The following is an 18,236-nucleotide window of genomic DNA, read 5'->3' on the forward strand; positions in this document are numbered from 1 at the left end:
CTCACGGTGACTGTCGGCACCTCCCCCGCTTTTCCCCTGCTCCTGTTCCGGTACTGGCCACGCTTGCGCCAGAGACCTGCCGCCCCATCACGGGTCGTCAGCACGCTCACCGAGGGATGCGTCATGCCTAGTTTCAACGACCTGACCAGTGCCTGCGCCGAAGAATGGCGTGACTATCTCGAGCACGACTTCGTTCGCCAGCTGGGCGAAGGTCGTCTGCCGGAGGAGTCCTTCCGCCATTACCTGCAGCAGGACTACCTGTTCCTGATCCACTTCGCACGCGCCTGGGCGCTGGCCGCCTACAAGAGCCGCACCCTCGCGGAGCTGCGTCAGGCCACGGCCAGTCTCGACACCATCCTCAATACCGAGCTCGATCTGCATATCGGCTACTGCAGCGAGTGGGGCATCAGCGAGGATGACCTGAGCGAGCTGCCGGAATCCCGCGCCACCCTGGCCTATACCCGTTACGTGCTCGATTGCGGCCAGCGCGGCGACCTGCTCGATCTGCACGTGGCGCTCGCGCCCTGCCTGATCGGCTACGGCGAGATCGCCGAGTGGCTGCTCGATCAGGACACCACCGAGATCGAGAACAACCCGTACGCGGACTGGATCGCGATGTACTCAAGCGATGACTTCAAGGAAGCCGTCGAAGCCGAGCGTGAATGGCTGGATGCGCGCCTCTCGGAGGTCTCGGAGCGCCGACTGGGTGAACTGGTCGATGTCTTCCGGGACGCCACGCGACTCGAGATCGACTTCTGGCAGATGGGCCTCGATCGCGCTTGAGGCATCACAGACTGACGTCCCGGCACTCGCCATGAGCCGCTCGGGATGACGCCATCCCCCATGGATGGCACGACTGACAGGCCAACAGAGCCTGGATGCGAGAATGCTCCCCGTGGCAAGCCTGACGCTTCGGGCAACACCCTCTCGCATTGAAATCTGAACACGCTTGACGGGGTGCCGGTGGAACCGGCTGAGATCCTGCATGCATGCTTCGCCGCCCTGACGCGCGAGCTTGCCAGCAAGGGGTCCCGTGGAACCTGAACCGGTTAGGACCGGCGTAGGAATCAAGCTGATGGCCAGCCGCTGCGCGCGGCCGCCTCGCTCCCGGGCCACCTGCTGGCAAGGAGTCGGCGACGACCATCCTCTCCCTGCGCACGGTCTTCCCATGATGACGTCAGCCGTGACGTCGCCCTTTGAGGAGACCTGCATGAGCACTGCCCCGACGACACAAGACCCGCAAGCCACCAACGCCGCCGAGTCACCGCTCGCCTCGCAGCCTGAGGCTGCCCCCAAGGCACGCGCGCGCGCCGGTCGCAAGGATGGCAGCCGCCATCTCGCCAGCGAAGCACGAGTCGACGCCGCCGCCATCGCGCCGCTGAGCGGCTCGCGCAAGATCTATATCGAAGGCTCCCGTCCGGACATCCGCGTGCCCATGCGCGAGATCGGCTGCTCGCCGACCCAGACCTCCAGCGGCCTGGAAGAGAACCCGCCGATCGTCGTCTACGATACCTCCGGCCCCTATACCGATCCGGCGGTCGAGATCGACATCCGCCGGGGTCTGGCGCCGCTGCGCGAGAAGTGGATCGAGGAACGCGGTGATACCGAACAGCTCAATCAGCTGAGCAGTGAATATGGCCGCGTGCGCCAGGCCGACCTGCGTCTGTCGTCCCTGCGCTTCGAGCTGGACCACCGCCCGCGTCGTGCCCTGCCGGGCAAGAATGTCACCCAGCTGCACTACGCGCGTCAGGGCATCATCACGCCGGAAATGGAATACATCGCGATTCGCGAGAATCAGCGTCGTATCGCGCTGCGTGAGGAATATCAGGGCAGCGAATCCGTCGAGAGCATTCTGGGCCACCAGCATCCGGGCCACAGCTTCGGCGCCAACCTGCCCGACGAGATCACCGCCGAATTCGTGCGTGAGGAAGTCGCGCGCGGCCGCGCCATCATTCCCGCCAACATCAATCACCCGGAAAGCGAGCCGATGATCATCGGTCGCAATTTCCTGGTGAAGGTCAACGGCAACCTGGGCAACTCGGCGGTCACCTCCTCCATCGAGGAAGAGGTCGACAAGATGACCTGGGCGATCCGCTGGGGTTCCGACACCGTGATGGACCTCTCGACCGGCGCCAACATCCACGAGACCCGTGAATGGATTCTGCGCAACTCTCCCGTGCCCATCGGCACGGTGCCGATCTATCAGGCGCTGGAGAAGGTCGATGGCGTGGCCGAGAACCTCGACTGGGAGATCTTCCGCGACACGCTGATCGAGCAGGCCGAGCAAGGCGTCGACTACTTCACCATCCACGCCGGCGTCCTGCTGCGCTATGTGCCGCTGACCGCCAGCCGCGTGACCGGCATCGTCTCGCGCGGCGGCTCGATCATGGCCAAGTGGTGTCTGGCGCATCACGAGGAAAGCTTCCTCTATCGCCACTTCGAGGACATCTGCGAGATCTGCAAGGCCTACGACATCAGCCTGTCACTGGGCGATGGCCTGCGCCCGGGCTCGGTGGCCGATGCCAATGACGCCGCCCAGTTCGGTGAGCTCGAGACACTCGGCGAGCTGACCAAGATCGCCTGGCAGCACGATGTCCAGGTCATGATCGAGGGCCCGGGTCACGTGCCGATGCACCTGATCAAGGAGAACATGGACAAGCAGCTCAGCGAGTGTGACGAGGCGCCCTTCTACACCCTCGGCCCGCTGACCACCGACATCGCCCCGGGCTACGACCACATCACCTCCGGCATCGGCGCCGCGATGATCGGCTGGTTCGGCTGCGCCATGCTCTGCTACGTGACCCCCAAGGAGCACCTGGGCCTGCCCAACAAGGACGACGTCAAGACCGGCATCATCACCTACAAGATCGCCGCGCATGCCGCCGATCTGGCCAAGGGTCACCCGGGCGCGCAACGCCGTGACAATGCGCTCTCCAAGGCGCGCTTCGAGTTCCGCTGGGAAGACCAGTTCAATCTGGGCCTGGACCCGGACACCGCGCGCAGCTTCCACGACGAGACGCTGCCCAAGGACTCGGCCAAGGTCGCCCACTTCTGCTCCATGTGCGGGCCGAAGTTCTGCTCGATGAAGATCACCCAGGAAGTGCGCGATTACGCCACTGAGCATGGTCTGACCGGCGATGCCGACAGCGTGATGGCCGGCATGCAGGAGCAGGCCGACAAGTTCAAGCGTGAAGGTAGCCAGCTCTATCAGGAGGTCTAGGCGAGCGCCTGATACACAGGAAAGCTGACTTTCCGAGCGACACAAAAAACGCCCCGACCAGTGATGGTCGGGGCGTTTTCGTCACATCCTGCCAAACGCTCATGACATCTCATGAGCGTGACAGAAGGCTCACGTGCGGCTGGTGACTTCCAGCAGGTGATAACCGAACTGGGTCTTCACCGGGCCCTGCACGGTGTTGATCGGGGCGCTGAACACGACTTCGTCGAATTCCTTGACCATCATGCCCGGGCCGAAGGCGCCCAGATCGCCGCCACTGCGGCCGGACGGGCAGGAGGAGTGCTCGCGAGCGGCATCAGCGAAATCGCGGCCGTTCTCGATTTCGGTCTTGAGAGCTGCACACTGTTCTTCGCTGGAAACGAGAATATGACGCGCTGTGGCCTGTGCCATGTCTATCACCTGTCACTGATCGAATAAATGCCGTCGGCAATCACCGGCGGCGTGGCAGGTCATTGTGGCCCAAGGCAGCGCTCGCCGCTAGCGTCCTGCACAGACCCGGCGCTGATACTGGATGGCATCGAGATCATTGCTGCCGAGCAGTGCCGCCGTGGCAGCGTTGCATTCCGCCTCTGCCAAGTCATCGGCAGCAGATGTTTCCGCCCACTGGATGTTGCCGACACTGGGCCGGTAACTGACTGCGGCATTGCATGCCATGCGCCGCGTACTGTTGTAACGCTGCGAAGGCAGAGTCGGAGGGTTGCTGGTCATTTCCCGGCACGTCGAAGCAAACATCTCACTGGCCGCCTGACTGCAACGGGTATGGGCCATGGCATTCTGGCGCTTGTTGGCACACACCGAGTCATTGAGAACACGCCAATGCAGGGTATCGAAATCGATCACCTGCCCTTGATAGCGGGTCTCGACATGCTCGCGCTGAAGCCCTGCTGTCGTCGTCAGATGCGAGGCGACACCCTCACCGAATTGCCCACTCAAGCCCGAGACCGCATCCATTAACGCTGCCAATGCCGCACTGACAGAATTCATCACACACTCCTTGTGTTGATGCCTCCCGGCATACGCCGCCGGGGAGCCTTGCTCGATCATCCCTGACCGTCACTTGCAGTGACATGCCCTGATAGCGCTGCCTCATGACGAGACTGATAACGCCGACTGACGCGACAGTGCGCTCCCTGCGACCTTACCCGCACACCGTCATCATTGCCTTAACGCTCAAGGGGATGGTGCCAACGCTTCCCCCTCCAGCAACGAGTAATCAGATTCAGTGCTCCAGACACGCGAACGCCCACCCGGAAGACCGGATGGGCGTTGGGGACGCTCGCCTGAGAGCGTCGGCAGCAGTCGCTTACTTGGCGACTTTCTGCATGGCCTCGGAGGCGGACTTGGCGTTGCTTTCTGCCAGTTCCTGACCTTTCTTGGCGTATTCCTGGTTCAGCTCGACCACTTTCTGGGTGTCGTTCTGCAGCTTCTCGCCCAGAGTCTTGACGGTTTCCTGCTGCTCCTTGACGAAGTTCTTCAGACCTTCGCTGTCCTTGATCTCGAGCATGGAACGCGCCTGGGTCAGGGAAGCATCAGCATAGGACTTGGTCAGTTCCATCTGTGCGCCGATCAGCTTCTCGCTGTAATCGATGCTCAGGGCGCTGAACGCACGCAGCGGAGACAGGAACATATCGTCGAACTGCTGAGCGGACTTCTCGAAGTTGGCATTGAACATGTAGGCACCCTCCAGGGTATTGGCATCACGCTGAAATGAACCGGAGCGTTGCTCCGTTCGGTTATCAGGACTGAACCGGGCTGGTGCACCGTAGTGACCGAGCCATCATTATCAAGCCGTCACTATCGAGCCGTCGCGGTCAGATAGTGCTATCGACCAGGTTCCATCCTCGCTGCAACGCAGCATAAGACAGTCTTTGTTGCACTGCAACATCAAAAACATCGCAACGACTGATCTGTACGCCCTGGTTGATGCAGTGGCTTGATTGCACTGGAGAAAAACAATCAGAAGTTGAAAAGAAAATTGACGCCTTGGGGCCCCGTCATGCCACACACCACGCCCTGGAACGCCAGACTGGGCCAAAGTGCTGGGCCATAGGGCTGGGAGGATAAAGGGCTAGGACAGAGGGCTGAGGCAGAAGCCCGAAGCTGAAAGCCTGAACTTGAGGATAGCGCCGTGCTGCTGCCTCACTGGCATGAGGCGTCGCGACAGCGTTTGCAGAGCAGGCGCCCGCCCAGCGCGCGTGCCTGATCTGCCTGGCGACAGAAGTCGACACTCTGGGTGGAAAGCCATCGCCGACAGCCCTGACAGCGCGGCAAGCCTTCCTCATCCTGCGACTGGGCGGAAGACGTGCCTTGCTGATTGTCGGCCGCAGCACCCGGCTGCTCGCCTGCCGCCTGCGGGCTAGCGGGGCCTTCTCGGCCATCCTGATCCAGAGCCTGGTGCCCGGGCTGCCAATGCGCGGCCTGCAGCCCTCGGCCCCCAAAACCGCACTGCCGTTTCAGGGCAGCCGTAGATGTCACGCCACGCTGGACCGCCAGCGTCGTGTCATCCGACGCCCCTTCCATGTCATCGGACTCTGCCGCCATGGCAGCGCTATCGCCTGAGGCCCGCGCCAGTTCTTCAGGCGATAGCGGCGGTTGCCATAGATAGGCCAGCGGGGATACCTGAGTGGCAGCGTCGCCATCCGTCGCGCGCGTGCCAGCGGCCAGGCCCAGCTCCGCCACCCAATCCGTGTTGGGGGCCACATGCTGGGTGGCGATGGCGCGCCCCAGCTGGCGCAGGCGGCGCTGATCGAGGCGGTGGGTAAAACTGCGCAGCCGTGTCACGTAAGCGGTCTTGCCGCTCACCTGCAGGCACTGACGCTTGAGGCGCGCGAAGGACAGCAGCGCACGACTGTCCACGATATCTTCCGGCGGCCGGCTGACCTGAGCCGCATCGGCCACCACGATGCGATAGCGCAATTGCGGCTGCAGGGTCATCCCCAGGCGCACAGGCAACAACGAGGAGGCCTCCAGCCATTGCACGATGGCGCGGCTACGCTCAGGGATCGCCTGCAAGGGACACGGCGTCACGGCATGCGCCATGACGCCATCTTCGCCTGAGGGTGTCTCGCCGCCCTGCGCGACTCGTCCGCTATGGGCCAACAGCTCACCGAAGGGGGTGATCGAGAGCGTCAGATCAAAACAGGAGGCATCCAGCACCCAGACCTGCATGAGGCTGTTGATCAGCAGGTGATCGATCTCGATCACGCCCTCTGCCTGCGCCAGCCGCACATCATGCAGCACGACCCAATCATCCCGCGTCCCCAACAAGGCATCCAGCTGGCTTGCCAGCGCACGGCGACGCGCCTGACGGGCACGTATCGCACGCAGGGCCTCCAGCACCTTGTGGCGCTCGGGCGCGGCAAGCGCAGCATCCTGCGCCAGCACCTCGAGCACCAGCAGGTCGTATTCCCGTGAATCGCAGTCCTTGATCAGCATGGGCGCCTCTGGATTAGAGCATTCATATATAACTCAGTGTAGTGCTCTATTCGCAATCTTTCTTGCCTCTGACTCCGCGGGAGAATCCGCCAGCGGATAGCGGATGACAGTGAAGAAGGCTGAGGGTCATCACTCCTGCGCTGTCTGAGGCGCGGCCTCCCGGTAGGGCAGCATTGCCGTCACCTGCTGACGCGCCTTGCTGAGCCAACGTGCCTCCTCCTCGACCGCCTCTGCCACCGCCTCCTGAAGCCCGGGATGCATCAGCCAATGCAGCGACCCGGTGGCATACGCCGCGAAACCGCGACTGATCTTGTGCTCACCCTGGGTGCCGGGATCGAAGCGCTTGAGCCCTCGCTGCAGGCAGAATTCGAGCCCCTGGTAATAGCAGACCTCGAAGTGCAGACAGTCGGCATGGACTTCGCTGCCCCACCAACGACCATACAGGCAATCACTGCCGATCAGACACAAGGCTGCCGCCACCGGCGCGCCCTGCTCATCTCGCGCCTGCACCAGCAGCAATCGCTCGGGCATGCTGCGCCTGAGCTGCTGGAAGAAATCGAGCGGCAGATAAGGGCGCTGGCCGCGCTCGAGATAGGTCATGCAGTAGCAGCGGTAGAAGGCCTCGATATCGTCAGAGCCAATCTGCGCTCCCTCGAGCCTGGCCAGCGTGAAGCCTTGCTCGGCGACCTTGCGCCGCTCGCGCCGGATCTCCTTGCGCCGTTTGGAACGCAGACTCTCAAGCCAGGTGGCAAAGTCCGGCTCGCCGCGTGACTGCCAGTGATATTGCATCCCGGGACGCGAAATCAGCTCCGGAATCGCCGCCTGCCAGTCTTGCCGCTCCTCTGCCGAGACAAACAGCAGATGAAACCCGCTGTGCTCATAACGACGTAGCGCGCTACCCGGCTCAGCCGCGGGTGCGATGCCAGCCTTGAGATGCGGCCATAACCACTCAAGCAAGGCACGCCGGGCTGCGGGCGACGCCAACTGTGGCGAGGTGACAAGGCGTGGGCCATCGCTGGGAGTGAACGGCACGGCAGTCAACTGCTTGGGATAATAGCGCCCACCCGCCTGCTCCAGGGCCTCCGCCCACTGCTGGTCGAACACATATTCGCCACGCGAGTGCAGCTTGAGATAGCGCAGCAGCCCCGCCAGCAAGCGGCCGTCGGCGTCGCGCACTACCAGATGGGCAGGATGCCAACCACTGGCGGCGCTGGCCGCACCGCAGCTTTCCAGCGCGCTCAGATAGGCATGTTGCAGGAAGGGATAGTCATCGCCTGCCAGCGCATTCCATTCACTGGCGGTGAGGGCGTCGAGGGAATCCAGCACCTCCAGGCGCCAGCCCTGTTTCTCTGCGGTACCTGCGGCGCTCGCAGCCTGCTGCTGGCCTGTTGCCGACCCTGTCGCCGCCTGAGCCGCCGACCCTGTCGCAGCCTCATCCTCTGCCTGCCATTGCCCTGTCACCGTACTCTCCTCATAGTCTTGCCATGCCTACCACTGGTGCAGACATGCCGCACAACCCAGGACATGCTAGTGTGTCGTCATGATGCAGGACAACGAGACCCACATGACAGAGACTCCCACGCCGCCCGACGATACGTCCACGAGCGGCTCACAGCCCCAGGGGCGCGCTCAAGAGTCCTCGCAAGGGCCCTCTCAAGGGCCTTATGCGCCGACCCCGCCCGCGCAGGACACCCACGCCAGCACGAATCTCATGGCAGTGGCCGCCTTTGCCCTGAGCGTGCTCGGCTGCCTGCTCGCGCCTGCGGCACTCGGCGGCGTCGTGTGTGGCCACATTGCGCGCAGCCAGATCCGCCGCAGTGGCGAAGCCGGTGACAGCTGGGCCCTGGCCGGACTGATTCTCGGCTACCTGCTGATCGCCCTATCGCTGGCCGGCCTGCTGATGTTCGGCGGCATGATGCTGACCATGTTCGGCATAATGGCATTCAGCACCTGACCAGCGCCTGACCAGCGCCTGACCAGCGCCTAGGCACTCCGGCTTGAACGTGCAGCGCGCCTGCACGGATAATGCGTCGACATTGCTTCCCCGTGCCAGCGGGGCATGCCTGCCTCTCGCAGCGTCTGCCCTGCCAGCGATTCCGGTTCCCCCGAGCCGCCTTGATACTGAGCGAGCCTCGATGTTGTACTCGATTCTCGATAATGATTTCTACAAGTTCACCATGCAGAACGCCGTGGTGAAACTGTTTCCGTATGCGCGCGCTCGCTACGCCTTCATCAACCGTGGCGAGCATTCGTTCCCGCCGGGGTTCGGCGAGGCCTTGCGCATCGCGGTAGACAACATGGCCGAACTGGCATTGAGCGTGGAAGAGAAATCCTTCCTCGAGCTTCACTGCCCCTTCCTGGACCCGACCTACCGCGACTTCCTGGCGGGCTTCCGCTTCGATCCCTCCGAAATCACCATCACCCAGACCGGTGATGAGCTGGAGGTGCATATCGAAGGCTACTGGTATCGCACCATCCTGTGGGAAGTCCCGCTGATGGCGATGATCAGCGAGCTCTGGTATCAGCTGGGCGGAGATCAACGCGACAGCGATCAGGCCCTGCGCGACAGCACCCTGGCCAAGATCGAGCACTACAAGCGTCTCGGCATCCGCGTGGCGGAATTCGGCACTCGTCGTCGTCACTCCTACGATGTGCACGACAAGGTGGTCGCGGGTCTCAAGGACCACGGCCGCGGCTGCTTCATCGGCACCAGCAACGTGCACATGGCACAGCGCCACGGCATCAAGCCGATCGGCACGCACGCCCATGAGTGGTTCATGTTTCATGCCGCGCGCTTCGGCTTCAAGATGGCCAACATCCTGGCGCTGGAGAACTGGGTCAAGGTCTATCGCGGTGACCTGGGGATCGCCCTGTCTGACACCTTCACCAGCCAGGCCTTCTTCAAGAGCTTCGACAAGAAGTTCGCCAAGCTGTTTGACGGCGTGCGCCACGACAGTGGTGACCCCATCGACTTCGCCGAGACCACCATCCGTCACTATGAGTCACTGGGCATCGACCCCAAGACCAAGACCATCGTGTTCTCCGATGGTCTGGACACCGACAAGGTCGATCGCATCGTGCGCTATTGCGCCGGACGTATCGGCATGTCGTTCGGTATCGGCACCAACTTCACCAATGATGTCGGCCCGCAGCCGATGAACATGGTGATCAAGATGACCGAAGCCCGTCCCGAGGGCCAGGAGTGGGTGCCGGTGATCAAGCTGTCCGATGTCTCGAGCAAACACACCGGCGACCCCGACATGATTCGTCTGGCGCACCAGGTGCTGTCACTCAAGGAGCTGGATTGAAGCGCACGCTCAGCGATCGCTGAACGCCTTGCCATGGCCTCCTGCCAGAGACCTTGAAACAGGCTCATGAAATAGCTGCTAGAAAAAGTCCCATGAAAAAGCCCGCCCGGAAACTTCCCGGGCGGGCTTTTTCATGTCGATCACCTTCAGCACCGGTGACGACGGCTCAGGTCTTGCAGCTCAGGTCTTGACGACTCAGGTCTTGACGGACTTCTTCGGTGTCTTGAAGACCTCATTGAACAGGTTGAGCATGACCTGCCAGGAAGCCGAATCCGCGGCCGCGTCATAGCCCAGCGGCAGATCGTACTTGGCCGCCTTGGCATCCGATTCCGGATTGGTGAAGGCGTGCTTGGCACCCGGATACTGGATCAGCGTGGTGCGCGTCTCGAGTGACTGGAAGGTCGCGACCAGCTTGTCGAGATCCTCCTGCGCCACCAGCGTATCTGCCGCGCCATTCTGGATCACGACCCGGCCGGCAAACGGCTCGGGCTCCGTCACGGCAATCGACGGGCTGCCATGGAAGCTGACGACCGCCTTGAGCGGCGCTCCGGTCAGCGCCATGTTGAGCACCACGGCACCGCCGAAGCAGTAGCCGATCGCCGCCATGCGCTCGCCATCGACTTCCGGGCGTGAGCGCAGCACCGCCAGCGCCGAATTGAAGCTGGATTCCGCCTTCGGCCAGTCGCTCATCACCGCAGAGGAGAAGGCGCCGGCCTCCTTGGGATGCTCGGCCGTGCGCCCACCGCCATACATGTCGACGGCCATGACCACGTAGCCAAGCCCTGCCAATTGTTCGGCGCGCTTGCGGGCGTAGCTGTTCAAGCCCCACCACTCATGCACCAGCAGGATACCGGGTCGACGCCCCTGCGCCTTGGCATCGCGTGCGATCAGGCCTACGTGCTCCTCACCATTGGCCCTATAGGTCACCGTCTCCGTGACCACCTGCGGCCCCTCGAGACGATTGACCAGCGGTGCATCCTCGGCGGCCATGGCCTGTCCGGCGGAAAATACCGACTGTGCAAACAACAGGGTGCCAGCGCACCAGCCACGTAACATTCGCATCGCCTACTCCTTGTATGACGTGATCCACTTGCATGACGCGATCCACAACCCGAGACACCGGCTGCAGGTGTGCCCGATTGATCACCGGTATTGGCTCAATTGTCCTCGCTCAAGGACTGCGATGCCAGCACCACCCGATCGCGACCGCTGCGCTTGGCACTGTAGAGCGCCATATCGGCACGGTGCAGGTAGCCATCCCGGGTCTCCCCCGGCAGCGGTGTCGCCACTCCCATGCTGATGGTGCAGCGCAGTATCAGCGACTTGAAGCGCACCTCCAGCGCCGCGATCTGCTGTCGCAGGCGCTCGGCCATTCCGACACCGGTGGCGGTACCGGCATCGGTGAGCAGGACGGCAAACTCCTCGCCGCCCAGACGCGCAAAGCAGTCATCGCGCCGCAGCTGGGCACGACACGCCTCACCAAGACTGATCAGCACCTGATCGCCCGCCGCATGGCCGTGAGTGTCATTGACGCGCTTGAAGTGGTCGATATCAAACAGGATCAACGCCATCTGCTCCCGCGATGACGAGCTCAGCAGGGTGTCGAGCGTGTCGAGGAAGCTGGCCCGGGTCATGGCGCCGGTCATGGCGTCCGTCATCGCTTCATGCTCGCGACGCTGCTCGACCAGCTTGCGCTCATGAATGTTGCGCGACACCGACAGCACGCGCTGATAACGCCCGGTGGCGGGGTCCATCGAGGGCGTCGAGATCGACTCGAACCACAGCGTATGCCCAGCCTTGTGTTGAATCCTGAAGTCGACTCGAAACACTTCGCCGAGACAGGCGGCACGATGGACCTCCTGCGCGATGCGCAGCATGTCATCGGGATGGATCAGCTGCTTGATCTCCTGGCCGATGATCTCCTGCGGGCGATAACCGCAGAGCTTTTCCACCGAGGGGCTGATGTACTGACAGATGCCGTGGGAGTCCTCGATGCTGACCAGATCGCTGACGGAGTTGAGGATGAAGCGATAGCGCTCCTCGCTCTGGCGCAGCTCATCCTCGATACGGTATCGAGCGGTGGCATCGTCACAATAGCCATTCCAGATCACGCCGCCCTCGGGGGAGTCGATCACCTGCGGCAGCCCGACACACGCCAGCCTGCGCTCCTGACCATCCGGATGCTGATAGCGTATCTCCGCCTCCCAGGGCGATTGCTGCCGGGCACTGGTCTGCAGTGACATGAGCAGCTGCTCACGCTCGCGACCCGCGATGCGCGCCAGCAGCAGCATGGGGTCGTCGATGACGGCCTGCGGGTCGAGCCCCAGCACTTGCGAGGCAACTGGCGAAAGGTAGGTATAACGCAGCTCACCCTCCCGACTCAGGCGACACTGGAAGACGACGCCGCGCATCTGCTGGACAAGGTTGTCCAATTGGCGCCGATGCGCTTCGCGCTGGGTGACATCACTGAGCTTGCCGAGCACGGCGGTGACCTCTCCCACAGGCGAGTAACTCAGCTGCATGTCATCCTGGAGATAGCGCTTGCGCCCATCCACATGCACGAAGGCGTAACACAGACTCAGACGACTATGGCGCTCCCGCACGGCCTCATCAAAGCGCTGCTGACAGATGGTCAGCTCATCCGGCGCCAATCGGGCCTGCCAGAGACCCGGGCTGGCCATCAGCAGGTCATGTGAAAGCCCGGTGAGCGCCTCGCTGCCTGCCGACAGATACTCCAATTCCTCTGGCGGCCATTCACCAGCGGTCGCGTAGTGCGCGCCGGGTGTCTCATCCACCCGCCGCGCCAGACGTTGCTGTTGATCGATCACATGCTCGAGACGTTGATGTACCTGGGTGATGTCGCGCGCCATCACGGCCACCTGACGCCCCTCGTCGGCGAGTGAGCGTCCCAGACTGACCATCTGCACGGATAACCTGGATTCCCCCCGCGGCAGCGACAGGCTGATATCGCATTGCCAGGGTTCGGCTCTCTCCAGGCTACGCAGGACATGAGGGAGGTAGAGGTGCTCAAGCGAGAGGCGGGAATGCGCACAGGCCGCATCGTGATAGAGATGCCAGGCCGGGTTGGCATGACTGATCACCAGGCTCTCATCCTTGAGCAGCAGGATCGCCATCGGGTCACGGCTGCGCACCATCATCAGACGATAGGCACGCGCCAGCTGCTGCTCCTGCTCATTGGCCTTGTCACGCTGCGTGATATCCGTCACTCGTCCACACAGCGGATGCCCCACACCGGAACTCCACAGACATTCCTCGAGCAACAACATCTGCCCGCTGCGGTCGCGCATGCGATACGTCGTGCGCTCGACCCGCCCCATCGAGGCGCGAAAGTCACTCAACCGCTGCCGGTCGGCGGTGATCACCAGCGAAAGCCAGAGCTCCGGCTGCTTGAGAAAATCCCGCACCGTATATCCCAGCAGGTGTTCCGCCGCTGCATTCATGGCAATCAGGCGCTGACCATCAGCACTGAGCGTGAACAACACATCTGCCACGACAGCATAATGATGCTGCAGCAAACGACTATCCGCGAATGATTCAGGCAACGTGAAACCCCTTCTCTGTCATGCGGTTTGCTCAAGAATGCCCTATCCATGGCGCTGGCAGCCAGCAGTACCCCCAACGCTTGGTTGCGCGAAGATCCGGGCAGATGACGGCATATGAACGATGGCGACCTTTGCCTTTGCGTCTGACTATCTCCCTTATCGGCAGCGCTGGCGCAATTGTTGTGGGCGAATATCACGCAAGCGGCACCGAAGGGAAAACCTCATGGATGCAAAAAGCCCGAAGCATAAGCTTCGGGCTTTTTTGAGAGCTCACCTTGAACAGAGCTGGCCTTGAACAGAGCTGACTTGATCAGAGCTGGCCTGGAAAGATCTAGCCTTGCGCGGAACGCGGCATGGCATCGTCGATGAGCGCGGAGGACGGGGCATCAGGTGCGCCGCTGCGGCCGTCGTTGCCCTCGCCAGCCGGCTGGTCGGTAGCGCGCGGGGCCTTGCGCTTGTGACGCCGCGACTGCCTGCTGTCCTTGTCCTGCTGGGCGGAAGGCGCCTTGACCGGCAGGCGCGCCCGCAGGTGCTCGAGCAACGCGCGAAAATCATCCGGCTCCATGCCGATGCGCTCCGCTGCGGCACTTTCCTGCCATAGCACATAGATCGCCGGCTGCTCACGCCCCAGGTCCATACCCACGACCTTGCCCTCGCGCTGAGTACGCGGGTCGCGCAAGGTAGCACCGATCAATTCATGAGCTTCGCGGATGGCATCGTGCATCTGAGACAGCCTGCTGTGGAAGTCGAGATAACTGCCGGAGAGTGTGCGGCAGTGTGGCAATACCTTCCCTGAATTGCGCACAACAATGGATCACTCGCAGGCCATAGGGCCGCCTGCATGATTTGACGTTGTCATGACCTGGCTCACTGATAGACGCAAGGCCAACAGGTGCGAAGTGTAACACACCGCCACAGTTTCGCTAATTTCACTCGACCGTGAATTACGATGACGACATGTTGACCACCTTTCTCGACGTATCAGTGCACGTTTCACACCACCTGACCCGACTCTGTCGCGATCGTGCTCAGAAAAGTTGCCATAAGGTCACGCCATTGACGCAAGACAACGACACTTTGCGCCTTGGAGCACCTCCCGCACTTTCGTGGTGCGCAAAAAAAACCTCTCCCATTGGGAGAGGTTCAAAAATGGATGACGCGATGTCATTCCGAGCAGCATCGAAGCCGGTCTTGGCGCCAACCCTGACCGACCACCGATTCAAAGGGGACGAATGGCATTGCCTTGTCCGTGGAGCCTGAGCGCGACGCGAGAATCCTCGGGCCACTCGTCCTCACCTGTTGGGAGCCTGCCCTCCTGTCTTGCCAACAGACTGACAGGCCCCCGAATTCTTGCTGTCCCGCGCGGCCTTTTGGGTTGATCGATGAGGGATCAAAGGCCGCGCGGGACTCACCAAGTGCTTACTTGGCGGCTTGCATTGCCAACGCAGTGTCGAGCATACGGTTGGAGAAGCCCCACTCGTTGTCGTACCACGCCATGACCTTGACCAGGCGATCTTCGCTGACGCGAGTGTGATTGCTGTCGAAGGTGGAAGAGTGTGCATCGTGGTTGAAGTCGATGGACACCAGCGGCAGCTCGTTGACGGCCAGCACGCTGGAGCCTTCGGCGGCCTTGGCCACGATGGCGTTGATCTCTTCGATGGAGGTATCACGCGACGCGGTGAAGGTCAGATCGACCAGCGACACATTGATGACCGGCACGCGGATCGCCAGACCATCCAGCTTGCCGTTCAGTTCCGGCAGCACCAGACCCACTGCCGCGGCGGCACCGGTCTTGGTCGGGATCATGGAATGGGTCGCGCTGCGGGCACGGTACGGGTCGGAGTGGTAGACATCCGACAGGTTCTGATCGTTGGTGTAGGCGTGAATGGTGGTCATCAGGCCGTTCTCGATGCCGACTTCATCATTCAGCGCCTTGGCGACCGGCGCCAGGCAGTTGGTGGTGCATGACGCGTTGGAAACGACCTGATGCTCGGCCTTCAGCACATCTTCGTTGACGCCGAACACGACAGTTGCATCGGCATCGCCGCTCGGCGCGGAGATCAGCACACGCTTGGCGCCGGCTTCGATGTGCTTGGCAGCGGCAGCACGCTTGGTGAACAGACCGGTGCATTCCATCACCAGGTCGATGTCCAGGCTAGACCACGGCAGCTGGGCCGGGTCACGCTCGGCCAGGATGCGGATCTTGTCGTCACCGACGAACAGATTCTCTTCGTCGTGCGAGACAGTCTCGGCGAAACGGCCGTGGACGGTATCGCGGCTCAGCAGGTGAGCATTGAGCTTCGGATCACCCAGATCATTGATGGCGACGACCTGGATGCGATCGTTGTACTGACCTTCATACAGCGCACGCAGCACGTTGCGACCGATGCGACCAAAACCATTGATGGCGACGCGTAATGTCATGACTCAACTCCTGTGGCGTATGGCGGGTGCAGGACCAGACCTGATCCAGGAACGAAAGCTTGCAATGTGTTCCGTGAAATTATCCTACACGCTTTTCCCATAATTTGGCCGAAAGTCGTCCAGTCTTCAAGCAGTTTTTTTGTTAAATTTACCGAATATTCCGAACAAAACCGTTTCTCGAGCGCCATGACGCGCTACTGTAGGCTACCCCGGTAACCGAACGACGCGACACGAGTGAGGCCAGAGGCTTTACACCGCCATCACCACTGGATAGCGTCGCCGGATAGCAGCACGCCCACACAGCGGGAAACGCTTTCTTTCGCCAGCCTCGGCGCCCTGCGCCGCCTGATACATGAGGTAAGAGCATGTCAGTCAACCAGACCGTAGAGCACGTGACCCAGCGCATCATCGACCGCTCCCGCGAACGCCGCGCCGCCTATGAGCAGTTGATGGAAAGCCAGCAGCGCCGCGGTGTACACCGCTCCGAGCTCTCCTGTGGCAACCTGGCGCACGGCTTTGCCGCCTGTGGCGAGACCGACAAGAATCGTCTCAAGCTGATGAACTCGGCCAACCTGGGCATTATTTCGTCATATAACGACATGTTGTCCGCCCACCAGCCGTTCGAGGACTATCCGCGCATCATCAAGGAAGCCGTCCAGGCGATGGGCTCCACCGCCCAGTTCGCCGGCGGCGTGCCCGCGATGTGCGATGGCGTGACCCAGGGTCAGCCGGGCATGGAGCTGTCGCTGTTCTCCCGCGACCTGATCGCCATGGCCGCTGCTGTCGGCCTGTCGCACAACATGTTCGATGGCGCCCTGTTCCTCGGCGTGTGCGACAAGATCGTCCCGGGCCTGTTCATCGCCGCCGCACGCTTCGGCCACCTGCCGACACTGTTCGTGCCGGCCGGCCCGATGCCCTCCGGCCTGCCCAACAACGAGAAGGCGCGTGTCCGCCAGCTGTTCGCCGAAGGCAAGGTCGGCCGCGATGCGCTGCTGGAAGCCGAGTCCGCGTCCTACCACAGCCCGGGCACCTGCACCTTCTATGGCACCGCCAACTCCAACCAGCTGATGGTCGAGCTGATGGGCCTGCACCTGCCGGGCGCGTCCTTCGTCAATCCGGGCACGCCGCTGCGCGAAGCCCTGACGCGTCACGCCGCCGAGCAGACCATCCGCAACAGCGAAGTCGGCGGCGACTACCGTCCCTTCTATCGCCAGATCGATGCCCGCGCCATCGTCAATGCCATGGTCGGCCTGCTGGCTTCCGGCGGCTCCACCAACCACACCCTGCACCTGGTCGCGATGGCCGGCGCTGCGGGCGTGACCATCACCTGGGATGACTTCACCGAGCTTTCCGCGGTGGTGCCGAGCCTGACGCGCATCTATCCGAACGGCCAGGCCGACATCAATCACTTCCAGGCGGCCGGCGGCATGAGCTTCCTGATCCGTGAACTGCTCAAGGCGGGCCTGCTCCACGACATCCCCACCCAGGATGGTGGCACCCTGGCCGGCTATGTCCGCGAGCCCTTCCTCGAGAACGGCAAGCTGGTCTGGAAGGACGGTCCTACCGACAGCCTCGACGAAGATGTGCTGCGTCCGGTGGCCAACCCGTTCGCCCCGACAGGCGGCCTGACCGTGCTGGACGGCAACCTCGGCCGCGGCGTGATCAAGGTCTCTGCCGTCAAGGAAGAGCATCGTCTCGTCGAGGCGCCGGTGAAGCTGTTCAGTGACCAGGATGAGATGAAGGCCGCCTTCGAAGCCGGTGAGCTGGAGCAGGACATGGTCGCCGTGGTGCGCTACCAGGGCCCGCGTGCCAACGGCATGCCGGAACTGCACAAGCTGACGCCCTACCTCGGCATCCTGCAGGACCGCGGCTTCAAGGTCGCACTGGTGACGGATGGCCGCATGTCTGGCGCCTCGGGCAAGGTCCCGGCCGCCATTCACATGACGCCTGAAGCGCTCGACGGCGGGCCGCTGGCACGCCTGCGCGAAGGTGACGTGGTCCGCCTGGATGCCAATGCCGGCACCCTCACAGCGCTGGTCGATGAAGCCGAATGGGCCGAGCGCGAGGCCGAGACCATCACTCGCGACAGCTATCATCACGGCCTGGGCCGCGAGCTGTTCTCCGGCATGCGTTCACTGGTCGGCGGTGCCGAGGAAGGCGCTTCCAGTTTTGCAGGCTACGGCGACCTGCCGGGCAGCGGCCACGACCTGATGTGATGGGCACACCCTGTCACTCTCCTGAGGCACTGACGCAAAGGAAGGATGCCGG

General features: G+C 62.5%; 14 protein-coding genes and 1 riboswitch. Of the genes, 5 read left to right on the forward strand and 9 right to left on the reverse strand.

Annotation, left to right across the window (positions count from 1 at the left end):
• Positions 1 to 123 precede the first annotated feature (123 nt).
• Both tenA and thiC read left to right on the forward strand, forming a co-directional pair.
• Positions 124 to 783, forward strand: coding sequence for a thiaminase II (gene tenA / locus CLAM6_RS13470; protein ID WP_043331406.1), 660 nt, complete (start codon positions 124 to 126; stop codon positions 781 to 783).
• A 160-nt stretch (positions 784 to 943) separates the two neighbouring features.
• A riboswitch (TPP riboswitch) is annotated at positions 944 to 1,084 on the forward strand.
• A gap of 126 nt (positions 1,085 to 1,210) precedes the next feature.
• On the forward strand, positions 1,211 to 3,220 hold the full coding sequence (gene thiC / locus CLAM6_RS13475) for a phosphomethylpyrimidine synthase ThiC (RefSeq protein ID WP_153636379.1): 2,010 nt from the start codon (positions 1,211 to 1,213) through the stop codon (positions 3,218 to 3,220).
• A 129-nt stretch (positions 3,221 to 3,349) separates the two neighbouring features.
• Here thiC and CLAM6_RS13480 read toward each other — a convergent pair whose 3' ends face one another.
• From CLAM6_RS13480 to CLAM6_RS13500, 5 genes are all read right to left on the reverse strand, one after another.
• The gene (locus tag CLAM6_RS13480; protein ID WP_043331408.1) at positions 3,350 to 3,628 is read right to left on the reverse strand and encodes a peptidylprolyl isomerase; all 279 of its coding nucleotides are present in this window, start codon (positions 3,626 to 3,628) and stop codon (positions 3,350 to 3,352) included.
• A gap of 87 nt (positions 3,629 to 3,715) precedes the next feature.
• Positions 3,716 to 4,222, reverse strand: coding sequence for a hypothetical protein (locus CLAM6_RS13485; protein ID WP_153636380.1), 507 nt, complete (start codon positions 4,220 to 4,222; stop codon positions 3,716 to 3,718).
• Between the two features lie 319 nt (positions 4,223 to 4,541).
• Positions 4,542 to 4,910 carry a phasin family protein gene (locus tag CLAM6_RS13490; protein ID WP_043331409.1) on the reverse strand — a complete coding sequence of 123 codons (369 nt, stop codon included), beginning with the start codon at positions 4,908 to 4,910 and terminating at the stop codon, positions 4,542 to 4,544.
• Between the two features lie 467 nt (positions 4,911 to 5,377).
• Positions 5,378 to 6,673 carry a nuclease-related domain-containing protein gene (locus CLAM6_RS13495; RefSeq protein ID WP_153636381.1) on the reverse strand — a complete coding sequence of 432 codons (1,296 nt, stop codon included), beginning with the start codon at positions 6,671 to 6,673 and terminating at the stop codon, positions 5,378 to 5,380.
• A 129-nt stretch (positions 6,674 to 6,802) separates the two neighbouring features.
• Complete coding sequence (locus tag CLAM6_RS13500) at positions 6,803 to 8,134, reverse strand: GNAT family N-acetyltransferase (RefSeq protein WP_242007681.1); 1,332 nt, start codon at positions 8,132 to 8,134, stop codon at positions 6,803 to 6,805.
• 103 nt (positions 8,135 to 8,237) lie between these two features.
• Between CLAM6_RS13500 and CLAM6_RS18020 the strand changes: the two genes are divergently transcribed.
• Together CLAM6_RS18020 and pncB are read left to right on the forward strand one after the other, a co-directional pair.
• Entirely contained in the window at positions 8,238 to 8,627 is a 390-nt protein-coding gene (locus CLAM6_RS18020; RefSeq protein ID WP_225347126.1) for a DUF4190 domain-containing protein, read from the forward strand.
• Positions 8,628 to 8,808: 181 nt separating this feature from the next.
• On the forward strand, positions 8,809 to 9,981 hold the full coding sequence (gene pncB, locus CLAM6_RS13510; protein ID WP_043331412.1) for a nicotinate phosphoribosyltransferase: 1,173 nt from the start codon (positions 8,809 to 8,811) through the stop codon (positions 9,979 to 9,981).
• Between the two features lie 195 nt (positions 9,982 to 10,176).
• On the opposite strand, the gene CLAM6_RS13515 is transcribed toward pncB, so the two are convergent.
• From CLAM6_RS13515 to gap, 4 genes are all read right to left on the reverse strand, one after another.
• Complete coding sequence (locus tag CLAM6_RS13515) at positions 10,177 to 11,043, reverse strand: dienelactone hydrolase family protein (protein WP_225347127.1); 867 nt, start codon at positions 11,041 to 11,043, stop codon at positions 10,177 to 10,179.
• Between the two features lie 95 nt (positions 11,044 to 11,138).
• Positions 11,139 to 13,544, reverse strand: coding sequence for a sensor domain-containing diguanylate cyclase (locus CLAM6_RS13520; protein WP_153636382.1), 2,406 nt, complete (start codon positions 13,542 to 13,544; stop codon positions 11,139 to 11,141).
• A gap of 331 nt (positions 13,545 to 13,875) precedes the next feature.
• Entirely contained in the window at positions 13,876 to 14,268 is a 393-nt protein-coding gene (locus CLAM6_RS13525) for a hypothetical protein (RefSeq protein WP_153636383.1), read from the reverse strand.
• Positions 14,269 to 14,963: 695 nt separating this feature from the next.
• Positions 14,964 to 15,968, reverse strand: coding sequence for a type I glyceraldehyde-3-phosphate dehydrogenase (gene gap, locus CLAM6_RS13530; protein WP_043331416.1), 1,005 nt, complete (start codon positions 15,966 to 15,968; stop codon positions 14,964 to 14,966).
• Between the two features lie 365 nt (positions 15,969 to 16,333).
• Between gap and edd the strand changes: the two genes are divergently transcribed.
• Positions 16,334 to 18,184: a phosphogluconate dehydratase gene (edd, locus tag CLAM6_RS13535; protein WP_054555569.1), complete on the forward strand. Its 1,851-nt coding sequence runs from the start codon at positions 16,334 to 16,336 to the stop codon at positions 18,182 to 18,184.
• The last annotated feature ends 52 nt before the right edge of the window (positions 18,185 to 18,236 follow it).

The sequence above is a fragment of the Cobetia sp. AM6 genome (assembly GCF_009617955.1).
Lineage (GTDB): Bacteria > Pseudomonadota > Gammaproteobacteria > Pseudomonadales > Halomonadaceae > Cobetia > Cobetia amphilecti.

Coding starts and splice junctions, on each gene's coding strand:
- thiC (WP_153636379.1), top strand. CDS start 1,211: ATGAGCACTGCCCCGACGACACAAGACCCGCAAGCCACCAACGCCGCC.
- CLAM6_RS13490 (WP_043331409.1), bottom strand. CDS start 4,910: ATGTTCAATGCCAACTTCGAGAAGTCCGCTCAGCAGTTCGACGATATG.
- gap (WP_043331416.1), bottom strand. CDS start 15,968: ATGACATTACGCGTCGCCATCAATGGTTTTGGTCGCATCGGTCGCAAC.
- tenA (WP_043331406.1), top strand. CDS start 124: ATGCCTAGTTTCAACGACCTGACCAGTGCCTGCGCCGAAGAATGGCGT.
- CLAM6_RS13485 (WP_153636380.1), bottom strand. CDS start 4,222: ATGAATTCTGTCAGTGCGGCATTGGCAGCGTTAATGGATGCGGTCTCG.
- edd (WP_054555569.1), top strand. CDS start 16,334: ATGTCAGTCAACCAGACCGTAGAGCACGTGACCCAGCGCATCATCGAC.
- CLAM6_RS13480 (WP_043331408.1), bottom strand. CDS start 3,628: ATGGCACAGGCCACAGCGCGTCATATTCTCGTTTCCAGCGAAGAACAG.
- CLAM6_RS13495 (WP_153636381.1), bottom strand. CDS start 6,673: ATGCTGATCAAGGACTGCGATTCACGGGAATACGACCTGCTGGTGCTC.
- pncB (WP_043331412.1), top strand. CDS start 8,809: ATGTTGTACTCGATTCTCGATAATGATTTCTACAAGTTCACCATGCAG.
- CLAM6_RS13525 (WP_153636383.1), bottom strand. CDS start 14,268: ATGCACGATGCCATCCGCGAAGCTCATGAATTGATCGGTGCTACCTTG.
- CLAM6_RS13515 (WP_225347127.1), bottom strand. CDS start 11,043: ATGCGAATGTTACGTGGCTGGTGCGCTGGCACCCTGTTGTTTGCACAG.
- CLAM6_RS18020 (WP_225347126.1), top strand. CDS start 8,238: ATGACAGAGACTCCCACGCCGCCCGACGATACGTCCACGAGCGGCTCA.